Here is an 11,063-nt window from a genome sequence, read left to right on the forward strand (position 1 = left end):
CCTCAAGCGCACGCATAACACCGTGTATCATCCGGCCGGCAGCGTGCGGATGGGGGCTGTAGAGGATGCGATGTCGCCGTTGGATCCTCAGCTGCGGGTTAAGGGGGTGACCGGGTTGCGGGTGGCCGATGCGTCGGTGATGCCGGAGTTGGTGACGGTGAATCCGAATCTCACGGTGATGATGATCGGTGAGCGCTGCGCCGAACTGATCCGCGGCAGCTGAGCCAGCTGCCAGTGGGGATTGCCGCCGGATATACGGCGGCAATCCCCGCTTCAAGTTGTGCCACCATTGCCAACGGCCAATTGATCGTTGGCCTTGCGACCGCTAAACCGCTTGGATCTCCGGCGCACGCTTGGTCGCCGTGATCACCCCACGCGGGACCTCCCCACGCAACACCGCATCGAGGTTCTCCCACACGGTCTCGATGCGCCGCGCCACGTTTTCCCAGCCCACACCGGCCATATGCGGGGTGCAGAGCACGCTCTGAAGCTCCAGCAGTTCGCTGTTCAGGCTCAGCGGCTCGCTTGCGAACACGTCCAGTCCGGCTCCGGCGATTCGCCCTTCGCGCAGCGCCTGGATCAGCGCTTCCTCATCGATCACCTCGCCGCGCCCGACGTTGACCAGCACGCTGCGCGCGTTCATCTTGGCCAGTTCTTCGCGGCCGATCAGCTTCTCCGAGTCGGCGTTCAGCGGAAGATTCACGCAGACGACGTCCGAGACGCGCAGCAGTTCATCGAGCGAGACCTGCTTGGCGGAGATCAGCTCGGAGACGGTCAGCGGGATTTCGGCGTTGTCGTAGAAGACCACGTTCGCCCCGAAACCGTGATGCACCACCTTGCCCACCCAGCGCCCGATATTTCCCAGCCCCACGATGCCCACGGTCTTGCCGTAGAGCTCCGAGTAGGAGGCTTCGTCCAGGTCTTGACGCCATTTGCCTTCGCGCAGCGCCGCGGTGGAGGCCGGGATGCGGCGCAGCAGGGTGAGGATCAGGGTGAGCGCGTGCTCGGCGACGGAGATCGAGTGGGTTTTCATCTGCGCGACGGGAATGCCCAGGTCGTTGAGCACCTCCAAGGGCAATTGCCCGTAGCCCGAGCTCATGTACTGGATGAACTTCGCCTTTCCCGCGGCCCGGAAGACTTCTTCGGGGATTTCGATGCCCGCGATAATGAAGTCCGTCTCCGCCGCTTCGCGGCACATGCGCTGGACCGAGGTGCCGGCGGGCAGCACGGTCAGCTGGAACCCCGCCGGAGTGGAGCGTTCCAGCCCGTCGATGTAGTCCTTCAGTGGGTTCAGAAAAAGTACCTTCTGATTCATCTTCCGTACCTTCCTAGAAGCTCTGGGTGGATAGCTTGGCGGTGGACTTCAATGCCTGGAGCACCGCGTCGGTGACTTGTCCGGTGCTGGCGGTGCCGCCGATGTCCTTGGTGCGCGGCCCGCTGGCCAGCACCTGTTCCACCGCTTCGTTGATGTGGCGTGCGGCTTGCAGGCAGGCGGCATCTGCGCGGCGTTCGCCAAGCCAGTTCAGCATCATCGCGGCGGAGAGTATCATCGCGATCGGGTTGGCGATGCCGGTCCCGGCGATATCCGGGGCGCTGCCGTGCGAGGGCTGGAAGACCCCGTGGCTCAGGCTCACATCGGCCGAGGGGGCCACGCCCAGCCCGCCGACCAGCCCGGCGGCGATCTCCGAGGTGATGTCGCCGAAGATGTTCTCGCTGACGATCACGTCGAAGCGTTCCGGATCGGTGACCAGGTACATCGAGCCGGCATCGATGTAGAACTTGTTGCTCTCGATGTCGGTGTTCTTCGCGGCCACCTCGTCGAAGACCTTCTCCATCAGCACATTGCTGCGCAGCGCATTGGACTTGTGCAGCAGGGTGACCCGTCCCGGGGTGCCGCGCGTGCGCCGGGCGCGGGCCTCGGCGAAGGCCACGTCGAAGAGTTTCTCGCAGGTGGCGCGGGTTATGGTCATCCGGTCGGAGGCCTGCTCATCGCTGGGCTCGTGGGCATCGTGGAGCCCGGCGAACATCCCCTCGGAGGTCTCGCGGATGACCAGCATGTCCACGCTTTCGGCCTTCACCGCGGAAGGCACGCCGGCGAAGAGCTTCACCGGGCGCAGGCTGGCGAAGAGTTTGTAGTGCGCACGCATTTCCACCTGAGCACCGAGCTCCAGGCCGTGCTCGTCGCGCACATTGGGAAGCCCCATGGCGCCGAAGAGCACCGCATCGGTTTCGCCTATCACGTCCATGTCCGCCGCGGTGATCTTGCGTCCGGTGCGTCGGTAGAGGTCGGCGCTGAAGTCATAGGTGGTGTAATTCAGCTTCAGGTCGAACTGCTTTTCGCATTCGCCGAGCACCGCCAGTGCGGAGTCTAGGACCTCGGGGCCGATCCCGTCGCCGGGGATCACCGAAATTTCGTACTGCGCCATAACTTTCCTACCTTCGACGATCATTCCCACCTTATGGGAAATTGTTGCTATTTAGTGGGAACACGATAGCAGGGGGCGAGGGGAATCACCAGCCCGTAGCGCGGCATTTCCACTCTTGATTGCACCCCTCGATTTCCCATACAGTAGGAATTAGTTACCTCCAAGTGGCAATAACCGCCGACCGGGACGGTATTTCCCTCCAGTGAAAAGGCCAAGCACTTGTCCGAGACCACCGCAAACCGCCAGCTCGACCGCATCTGCCTGATTCTTGACGCGCTGGAATTCGGCGACGCCACGGCCAGCGAATTAGCCCGACGCACCGGGCTGTCAACCTCCACCGCACACCGGTTGGCGCTGAATCTGGCCGAATACGACTTCCTGCGCCGCGAACCCTCGGGCAGCTTCAGCCTCGGCCGGCGCTTTGTGCGCAGCCGCCTGGAAATCGTGGGGCTCAGCTACCTGACCGAGCTGCGCGACACCACCGGGGAGACCGCGCAGCTGTGGATCCGCCGCGGAGACTCGCGCGTCTGCGTCGCCTCGGTCGACTCGCGGCACGAGCTGAAAGCCACCCTGCCCGTCGGCGCCAGCCTGGCCCTGCCCCACGGCTCCAGCGGCCGGCTGCTGGCCTTCGATGCCGCGGCCATTTCCGCGGTGGAAGCCAACGGCTGGGTGGAATCGGTGGGACTGCGCACCCCGGGCCTCGGCTCGGTCAGCGCGCCGATCACCCAGAAAGACCACGTGGTGGCCTCCATCTGCCTGGCCATGCCGCTCTCGCGCTGCGCGGTCTCCCCCGGCGCGGACCACGGAGCGCTGGTGGCCCACACCGCCGCGCAGATTTCCCAGGCCTTCGCCAACCAACGCTAGGGGCGTGCGCGAGCGCGCGGCGAGAAGAACCTAAACTTGAAGCCATGACTGCAACACTGGTGGCCAAGGACCTTGCCGGGGGCCACGCCGATCGAACCCTCTTCTCCAATCTCAGCTTCACGCTCTCCCCCGGAGAGGTCTATGGCATCGTGGGCGCCAATGGCGCCGGCAAGACGACCTTGCTGCGGCTGCTGGCGGGGGTCGACGAGCCGATGGTCGGGAGCGTATCCACCGCCCCGGACGGCGCGTTCATCGGCTGGATGCCGCAGGAGCACGAGCGGATCGCCGGCGAATCCATCGCCGCGTACCTGGCCCGCCGCACCGGCTGCGCGCAGGCCACCGCCGCCATGGAAGCCACCGCCGAGGCGCTGGGCTCCGGGGATCCCGGGGCCGATGACGCCTATGCGGTGGCCTTCGAGCACTGGATGGCCTCCGGGGCCATGGACCTGGAGGACCGCGCCCCGGGCGTGCTGGCGGAGCTCGGCTTCGAGCTGCCCATCGACTCGCTGATGACCGCGCTGTCCGGCGGGCAGGTGGCGCGCATCGCGTTGGCCGCCCTGCTGCTCTCGCGCTTCGATCTGGTGCTGCTCGACGAACCCACCAACGATCTGGACCTGGCCGGACTGCAGCGTCTGGAAAGCTTTATCACCTCGCTGCGCGCGGGCGTCGTGCTGGTCTCCCACGACCGCGAATTCCTGGCCCGCTGCACCACCGGCATCGTGGAGCTGGATCTGGCGCAGCACCAGGTCGCGGTCTACGAGGGCGGCTACGACTCCTATCTGGAGGAACGCGAGATCAACCGCCGCCATGCCCGCGAGGCCTACGAGGAGTTCGCCGGCAAGAAGGCCGATCTGGTCTCCCGGGCCCGCACCCAGCGCGAATGGTCTTCCCAGGGGGTGCGCAACGCGATGAAGAAGAACCCGGATAACGACAAGCTGCGCCGCAAGGCCTCCAACGAGTCCTCCGAGAAGCAGGCGCAGAAGGTGCGGCAGATGGAATCGCGGATCAAGCGTCTGGAAGAGGTGGCCGAACCGCGCAAGGAATGGGTGCTGCAGTTCGAGATCGCCGCGGCCGAGCGTTCCTCATCCGTGGTCTCCACGCTCAACGAGGTCGCCTTGGAGCGCGGGCTTTTCAGCTTCGGCCCGCTGTCCATCCAGCTGAACGCCGGGGAGAAGATCGGCATCACCGGACCCAATGGCGCGGGGAAGTCCACGCTGCTGAACCTGCTGCTGGGCAAGCTGTCCCCGGATTCGGGCACCGCAACGCTGGGCACCTCGGTAGCCATCGGCGAGATCGACCAGGCGCGCAGCTACCTGCCCGAAGAGCTGCCCCTGGGCACCGCCTTCGAAAACGCCCTGCCGGAGATGACCTCGGCCGATGCACGCACCCTGCTGGCGAAATTCGGGTTGAAGGCCAACCATTCGGCCGCCCTGGTCGGTGCGCTCTCCCCCGGGGAACGCACCCGCGCTGGCTTGGCGCTGCTGCAGGCGCGCGGGGTGAATCTGCTGGTGCTCGACGAGCCCACCAACCACCTCGATTTGCCGGCCATCGAACAGCTCGAAGAGGCGCTGGAAAGCTACGAAGGCGCGCTGCTGCTCGTCACCCACGATCGGCGGATGCTGGAAAATGTGCGTCTCGACGCGCGCTGGGAAATCTCGGACGGCCAGCTCACCGTGCGCCACTGACCGGGCGCGGTCCTCTTGCCAAGGACTTGGACGGCAAATACGATCGAAACAATTTGAAATTCTGCCCGCCGGACAGTCAGTTCACAGATATTCAACGTAAGCTTTTAAATATGGGAGCCGAGTTTTTCAGTTCTTTCGACTGTGAAGTCGACGCCTATACCCCAAGGATATTTACATGAGTAGCAGTTCAGTCATGGAATCCACCGCACCTTCCGTCAAACCCGGTGATCCGAAAAGCTTCTTCCACGTGAAGAAGCTCGTCGCCGATGCCGGTTTGGTCCAGCGCCGCCGCGGCCACTACCTCGGCGTGGCGATCGTCTTAACCGTCCTGCTGGGCGGCACGATTGCCGGATTCGTCCTGCTCGGAGACAGTTGGTTCCAGCTGCTTATGGCCGGCGCCTTGGGCCTCTTGCTGACCCAATTCGCCTTCCTCGCCCACGAAGCGGCGCACCGCCAGATCCTGACTTCGTCAAAGGGCAATGACAAGCTGGGCCAGTTCCTGGCCAACATTGTGGTCGGCATCAGCTACCAGTGGTGGATGAACAAGCACAATAAGCACCACGCCACCCCGAACACCATCGGCAAGGACCCGGATATCGAGTGGGACACCATCTCGTTCCAGACCGAAGATGCCAAGCGCCAGCGTGGTGTGCTCAAGTGGATCACCGAGCGCCAGGGATACCTGTTTTTCCCGTTGCTGACCATGGAGGGCCTGAACCTTCACATGCTCTCGATCAAGTACCTGTTCCGCGCGAACCGGGTGAAAAACCGCAAACGCGAAATGTTCTCCATCGCGCTGCGCATCGTGATCTACCTGGCCGCGATCTTCTACTTCCTGCCCATCGGCATGGCCTTCGCCTTCATCGGCGTACAGCTGGCAGTCTTCGGCGTCTACATGGGTGCGTCTTTCGCACCGAATCACAAGGGCATGCCCATGATTCCGCAGACCGCACGCATCGACTTCTTCTCCCGCCAGGTTCTGACCGGGCGTAACATCATGGCGAAGTCCAGCTGGGGCAACCGCATCCTGTCGCATGTCTATGGCGGGCTGAACTACCAGGTGGAGCACCACCTGTTCCCGTCGATGCCACGCGCCAACCTGGCTGCCGTGTCCAAGATCGTACGCCAGTACTGCGAGGACCACCAGGTTCCGTACACCATCGCCACCGTGCGTGAGTCCTACTCCCAGGTCATCACCTACCTGAACAAGGTTGGCCTCTCGGCCCGCGACCCATTCGATTGCCCGATGGTCACCGGTTTCCGAACCATCTAGTTTTCCCGCACCGCGCAAAGCCTCAGGGGAGGATCCATTTCGGATCCTCCCCTGAGGCTTTTTTGCCGCCGCTTGGGCCCTTGGCTACTCACCGCGTTTCAGCGTGCCGACCTCCGCGTTATCCGCGTCCAGGACGAGCATGGTATCGCCCGAGACCTGGGCGGCCACCGCGGAAGCCAACCACGGGTCGATTCCCGGGCAGTACATCTTGGTGCTGCTCAGCTGCTCGAAGCGGATCTCGCCGTCGGCCTCGCTCCATTGCCCGGCGATCCGATTGCAGCCATCGTTGCCCGACACCTTTCCATCCTCGGCCAGCTCGAGCCACGGACTGCCCTGCGCCTTCTCGCCCCAGAGCCCGGCGGGGTCCGCGCCCGCCCCGGAGCTACCGGCGCAGGAGGCAAGGCTCACCGCAAGGAGCGGCATCACTAGAACTGCTAGAAATCGCTTCATAGTCCCAGCGTAGAACGAGGCGGGCGGCGATCCAACGAAGTAGCAATAATTCGTGGCCCGCACCCGGCACACCCCGATGGATTGCCCAGCTTGGCCGGCTGCGCCCGGGGCGCAAGGACTTCTTCGCCCGATCTTTAGGTCCCCTTTCGCCCTTGGCCAGAAGCGCGCAGACTAAGAGGATGGGTACCGAAGCAGCACCGATGTTCGCCGATCGACACGATGCCGGCAGGCAGCTGGGAGTTCGGCTCGCCAGCAACCTGCCGCCGGCAAATTACCTGGTCGCCGGCTTGCTGCGCGGAGGAGTGCCGATCGCCGCCGAGGTCGCCGAGGCGTTAGGTGCCCCGGTGGCCGCTATGACGGTGCGCAAATTGGGGGTTCCGGGCTTTGCCGAGACGGCCTTCGGCGCGCTGGCCAGCTATCGCGGCAGCCTCGCAACTTACCTCAACCCCGCGATCCATGCCCAGGTGCTCGCCGACTTCGGACGGTCCACGGTGGAGAAGGTGGAAGGCCGCGCCCGCACCGAGGCCGACCGGCTAGCACGGGTCTTCGCCGACTACGCTCCCCCGCTAGCAGGAGCCACCCTCGTCCTATGCGACGACGGGCTGGCCACCGGGGCCACGATGAAGGCGGCCCTGCTGCTCGCCCGCCGGCTCGGCGCCCACCGACTGATCGCCGCCGTGCCGGTGGCCCCGGCAACGTCGCCCGAGGAATTGGCCGAATTCTGTGATGAGTACTTCGCGTTGCACCTCCCGCAGTATTTTGGCGCCGTGGGCCGGTTCTACGACCGATTCGATGCCACCGGCGAGCAACAAGCGCTCGCCCTCCTGCGCGCAACAAGTTGAGCACGCACGACAGCTGCCATCACCCGACCCGGGGTGATCGAGGCCTCCACAAAGTTGAACTTCAGCAGCAAGCCGATGAAGCCGGCAGCAGCGCTTTCGAGCGGTCGCTTAGGCGATCGAGATCAGGTCCCGGTGCCCTTTGCGCTGATCGATAATGGCGACAAACATGGTGATCAGCACCAGCAGCGCGATGGCTACGAAGGAGAAGCTCATCGCGTTGGTCCAGCCGGACAGATGGTTCGCACCGTAGAAGATCGCGGTGATCATTGCCAGGCCCACTGCGGTGCCGACACGCTGCGAGGTCTGCATGAGCCCTCCGGCGCTGCCGGAGTTTTCCACGGGAACTTCCATCAGCGTCAAGGTCTGGTTCGGGGAAATAATGAATCCCTGCGCGATGCCGATGAAGGCCAGCGAGAGCATCATCCACCAGATGTTGAGCAGACCCCGTGCTTCGAGCTCCACCACCATAATCGTGGCCAGCAGGCCGAACAACGCGCTGCCGGCGCCGAAGACGATCAGCTTGCGTCCGACACTCATCACGTAGTTTCCCGCCAGCTGGGAACTGACTGCCGAGAGCAAGGCCGCCGGCAGGCAGATCAGCCCCGCCTGCAGGGCGCTGAAGTCCAGCGCGCTTTGCACATAGATGGCCACCAGAACCCAGACGCTGCTGACTCCCATGAAGTACAGCCCGGCGATCAGGCTTCCGTTGGTGAAGCTGGAAATCTTGAACAAGGACAACTCGACCATCGGGGCGCGTCCGCGCGCCTTGTACTTCTTCTCCCAGTGCACCCAGAAGACCAAGATCCCCAGGCCCACGACGAGCAGCGCCCACAGGGCGGGGTTTTCGCGCCCCTGCACAAAAGGCAGCAGGAAGGCGAGCAGGCCGGCCGCCAGCAATATGCCGCCCACCGGGTCCAGATCCAGCTTTCCGGTGCCGCGCACGAGCAGCGGTCGGGGAAGCCACAGCAGGGCCAAGAGCACGGCGATGATGCCCACCGGTACGTTGATCAAGAAGGTCCAGCGCCACCCGGCATCGGGGCCGAGCCAGCCGATGAGGAAGCCGCCGAGCACCGGGCCGATCGCCACGGAGACGCCGATGACGGTACCGAGCAGCCCGTAGGCGCGTCCGCGTTCGGGGCCCTTGAAATGCTGCTGGATCATGCCCATCACCTGCGGGTTGAGCAGCCCGGATCCCAAGCCCATAATGAATCTGGCAATGTTCAGGCTCGTTGGGTCCGGCGCCAGGCCAGCGAGGATGGATGAGAGCGTGAAGATGACCACGCCGGCAACGAACACCACGCCGCGGCCCAGCACGTCTCCGGCACGGCCGGCGGCCACCAGCACCACACCGAAGGTCAGCGCGTAGCCGGCCAGCACCCACTGCATATCGGCTTCGGAGGCACCGAGGGTGGTCTCGATCGATGGCAGCACCACGTTCACGATGCTGACGCTGACCAGGGACATGAACATGGTCGCCAGCAGCACCCAGAGCAGTCGCCAGCGCGCGCCGGACGACAGCGGTTCCGGTACCGTCAAAGATCGCTCGGGCATAGTCCAACTTTCCACGATTTAGCTGCGCCAGCGGCGGTGGCCGGATGGCGTGCACAAGTAGTTCAGCGCACGGAGTCGAGAACTTATTCCCTAGTGGGAGGCCACGTTCTTGGCCAGGATTGCTTCGATCGCGATGATGCGCAGTTCGATCAGGTCCTCGAACATTTCGTCGCTGGTTTGGCCGGGCAGCTGCAGCGCCGCGCGGCATTGCGGCGCGGCCACCTGCGCGGCGGCATCCAGCCGCGATTCTGGCATCACGCGGGTGACAAGTTCTTTATGCTCTTCGGGCAGCCGGTCATAGGTGTAGTCGAAGCGCAGCCCGAAGCCGAGCACATCCTGCTCCAGGGCGCGAACCATGGTCACCGCGGTGTTCAGCGGCAAGTTGATATCGACGTAGAACTGGAGCAATCTCTCAACCAGCAGCGCATGCCGTGGACCGATGGTCACATTGACGTTTTCCTCCATGCCCACCAGTGAGGCCCGCGGGAACGCCCGATGGAGCCGGCGCGATTCGGCATAGGCCATGCGTACGCTCGCCTGCCAGTGCGCCGGATCAAAATCGATCAGCGGCGCCTTGTCCAAGAAGAGCTCCACCGCGAGGTTGATGATTTCCTGGCGGTCCTTGACGTAGTTGTAGAGCGCGCGCGGGGTCACCTTGAACTCGGTGGCCAGGCGGTGCATGGTCACCGCCGCGAAGCCTTCGTCCCCGGCGATGATCAGCGCCCGTTCGACCAGATCCTCGCGGGCGAATGTGGTCCAGTTGGAATCCTTGCGTGGGCGGCCGCGCCCGCGCTTTGCAGAAATCTCCGGTGGCTGGTTTGTGGCTTCGCTCATAGCAACAGTCTAGGCCTAGACAGCGCCCGCTTTCGGTCTCTCGCCGGCCGACCGGTTTTTATCGCAACAATGGGTCTAATACAGCGCCAGCAGCTTGCGTGCCCGCTCGTGCCAGAGATTTCCGGCGAGCGCCAAATGCCCTACGGCGAACGCGACGCCTCCGGAAGCCCATGGGCCGATGAGCGCCAGCGAGCCGATGGAGTTGAACGCGGCGACCAGGCCGGCGGCGATCACCAGAATGCCGACGCTGACCAAGAGGATGTGCGCCCACCATTGGCGGGTGGGCAGCAGCACCGCGAGCAGGCCGAGCAGGCTCGCCGGACCGATGATCAGCCAGCCGTTCAGCTCACTGGTGCGCAGCCCCGCGGAAACCACCCAGACCCCGGTGGCCAGCACGAGCAATGCCCCGGCGATCAGCCACAGCGGGCCGGGCCGGGCCATGGAGCCGCGCATCATGATCAGTGGAGTGAGCACCTGCGCCCAGAGCAGCACGGTGATGGGCAGGAAGAAGAGTCCGATGCCCGAGGACCCCACGACCACCACGAGCGTCATGAAGCTCGCACCGAGCAACCCGATGACCGTGGAGAAAATGTTCTGCAGGTAAAGGCCCACCACGCTGAGCAGCACCGGCAGGATCGCCACCCAGATCACCTGCGCTCCGACCAGCGCTTCGAGCCGCGCTAGTCCCCCGTTCGCGCCGTCGGCGAAGGGCGTCCAGTCGCCGGCGTTCCCCGGTGCCGCAATGGGGCCGAAGTACACCACTACGGTGGTGAGCAGCGCGAAGGCGAGGATCGGCCAACCGAGGATGCGGTTCAGGAATTCTTTGCCGCTGCGCACCTGGAGCGCCTCGGGTGCGGTGCGCTGGAATTTCGCCGCGCGCATGCCCGCGGTTCCCAGCTGTTCGATCAGCTCAACCTGGGTGCGGCCACGCCCCGGGAGCTTGTGGATTTTTGCTCGGGTCTGCTCGATGATCTTATTTCGTTCCGCAGGAGTCAGGTGGCTCAACTCGTGGCGCAGCTGCTCCACATATTTGCGCGAGGCTCGGGGAAGGCGTGACTTCATGGGGCTTACTTTACGCGGTGGACCGGCCAGTTTCGCGAAGGCGGATGGGACACCGCGTTTGCGGTGTCCCATCACG

11 protein-coding genes are annotated in these 11,063 nt (G+C 64.4%); 5 read left to right on the plus strand and 6 right to left on the minus strand.

The window, feature by feature from the left end; translation table 11 throughout:
* Positions 1 to 223, plus strand: a 223-nt coding sequence (locus ACT3UQ_RS17535) for a GMC oxidoreductase (RefSeq protein ID WP_444637619.1), incomplete at its 5' end; no start/stop codon positions are given.
* Between the two features lie 102 nt (positions 224 to 325).
* On the opposite strand, the gene ACT3UQ_RS17540 is transcribed toward ACT3UQ_RS17535, so the two are convergent.
* Together ACT3UQ_RS17540 and ACT3UQ_RS17545 are read right to left on the minus strand one after the other, a co-directional pair.
* Complete coding sequence (locus ACT3UQ_RS17540) at positions 326 to 1,315, minus strand: NAD(P)-dependent oxidoreductase (protein WP_444637620.1); 990 nt, start codon at positions 1,313 to 1,315, stop codon at positions 326 to 328.
* Between the two features lie 13 nt (positions 1,316 to 1,328).
* On the minus strand, positions 1,329 to 2,426 hold the full coding sequence (locus ACT3UQ_RS17545; RefSeq protein WP_444637621.1) for an isocitrate/isopropylmalate dehydrogenase family protein: 1,098 nt from the start codon (positions 2,424 to 2,426) through the stop codon (positions 1,329 to 1,331).
* A gap of 219 nt (positions 2,427 to 2,645) precedes the next feature.
* Here ACT3UQ_RS17545 and ACT3UQ_RS17550 point away from each other — a divergent pair, with 219 nt between their 5' ends.
* The 3 genes from ACT3UQ_RS17550 (at position 2,646) to ACT3UQ_RS17560 (ending at position 6,248) form a co-directional block, all read left to right on the plus strand.
* On the plus strand, positions 2,646 to 3,290 hold the full coding sequence (locus tag ACT3UQ_RS17550) for an IclR family transcriptional regulator (RefSeq protein ID WP_096283798.1): 645 nt from the start codon (positions 2,646 to 2,648) through the stop codon (positions 3,288 to 3,290).
* A 44-nt stretch (positions 3,291 to 3,334) separates the two neighbouring features.
* Positions 3,335 to 4,975 carry an ABC-F family ATP-binding cassette domain-containing protein gene (locus ACT3UQ_RS17555; protein WP_444637622.1) on the plus strand — a complete coding sequence of 547 codons (1,641 nt, stop codon included), beginning with the start codon at positions 3,335 to 3,337 and terminating at the stop codon, positions 4,973 to 4,975.
* Positions 4,976 to 5,150: 175 nt separating this feature from the next.
* The gene (locus ACT3UQ_RS17560) at positions 5,151 to 6,248 is read left to right on the plus strand and encodes a fatty acid desaturase family protein (RefSeq protein WP_444637623.1); all 1,098 of its coding nucleotides are present in this window, start codon (positions 5,151 to 5,153) and stop codon (positions 6,246 to 6,248) included.
* A gap of 84 nt (positions 6,249 to 6,332) precedes the next feature.
* Here the strand turns inward: ACT3UQ_RS17560 and ACT3UQ_RS17565 are convergent, their stop codons facing one another.
* The gene (locus ACT3UQ_RS17565) at positions 6,333 to 6,698 is read right to left on the minus strand and encodes an META domain-containing protein (protein ID WP_219843969.1); all 366 of its coding nucleotides are present in this window, start codon (positions 6,696 to 6,698) and stop codon (positions 6,333 to 6,335) included.
* 179 nt (positions 6,699 to 6,877) lie between these two features.
* On the opposite strand from ACT3UQ_RS17565, the gene ACT3UQ_RS17570 reads away from it, so the two are divergent.
* Entirely contained in the window at positions 6,878 to 7,540 is a 663-nt protein-coding gene (locus tag ACT3UQ_RS17570; RefSeq protein WP_444637624.1) for a phosphoribosyltransferase, read from the plus strand.
* A gap of 108 nt (positions 7,541 to 7,648) precedes the next feature.
* Here ACT3UQ_RS17570 and ACT3UQ_RS17575 read toward each other — a convergent pair whose 3' ends face one another.
* From ACT3UQ_RS17575 to ACT3UQ_RS17585, 3 genes are all read right to left on the minus strand, one after another.
* Positions 7,649 to 9,091, minus strand: a complete 1,443-nt coding sequence (locus ACT3UQ_RS17575) for an MFS transporter (protein WP_444637625.1) — start codon at positions 9,089 to 9,091, stop codon at positions 7,649 to 7,651.
* 90 nt (positions 9,092 to 9,181) lie between these two features.
* On the minus strand, positions 9,182 to 9,925 hold the full coding sequence (locus ACT3UQ_RS17580; protein ID WP_444637626.1) for a TetR/AcrR family transcriptional regulator: 744 nt from the start codon (positions 9,923 to 9,925) through the stop codon (positions 9,182 to 9,184).
* Positions 9,926 to 10,000: 75 nt separating this feature from the next.
* Complete coding sequence (locus ACT3UQ_RS17585) at positions 10,001 to 10,987, minus strand: hypothetical protein (protein ID WP_141393454.1); 987 nt, start codon at positions 10,985 to 10,987, stop codon at positions 10,001 to 10,003.
* Positions 10,988 to 11,063 lie beyond the last annotated feature (76 nt).

This window comes from Glutamicibacter sp. AOP12-B1-11 (genome assembly GCF_052379245.1).
In the GTDB taxonomy this organism is placed as follows: Bacteria; Actinomycetota; Actinomycetes; order Actinomycetales; family Micrococcaceae; genus Glutamicibacter.

Coding starts and splice junctions, on each gene's coding strand:
- ACT3UQ_RS17540 (WP_444637620.1), bottom strand. CDS start 1,315: ATGAATCAGAAGGTACTTTTTCTGAACCCACTGAAGGACTACATCGAC.
- ACT3UQ_RS17545 (WP_444637621.1), bottom strand. CDS start 2,426: ATGGCGCAGTACGAAATTTCGGTGATCCCCGGCGACGGGATCGGCCCC.
- ACT3UQ_RS17555 (WP_444637622.1), top strand. CDS start 3,335: ATGACTGCAACACTGGTGGCCAAGGACCTTGCCGGGGGCCACGCCGAT.
- ACT3UQ_RS17560 (WP_444637623.1), top strand. CDS start 5,151: ATGAGTAGCAGTTCAGTCATGGAATCCACCGCACCTTCCGTCAAACCC.
- ACT3UQ_RS17565 (WP_219843969.1), bottom strand. CDS start 6,698: ATGAAGCGATTTCTAGCAGTTCTAGTGATGCCGCTCCTTGCGGTGAGC.
- ACT3UQ_RS17570 (WP_444637624.1), top strand. CDS start 6,878: ATGGGTACCGAAGCAGCACCGATGTTCGCCGATCGACACGATGCCGGC.
- ACT3UQ_RS17575 (WP_444637625.1), bottom strand. CDS start 9,091: ATGCCCGAGCGATCTTTGACGGTACCGGAACCGCTGTCGTCCGGCGCG.
- ACT3UQ_RS17580 (WP_444637626.1), bottom strand. CDS start 9,925: ATGAGCGAAGCCACAAACCAGCCACCGGAGATTTCTGCAAAGCGCGGG.
- ACT3UQ_RS17585 (WP_141393454.1), bottom strand. CDS start 10,987: ATGAAGTCACGCCTTCCCCGAGCCTCGCGCAAATATGTGGAGCAGCTG.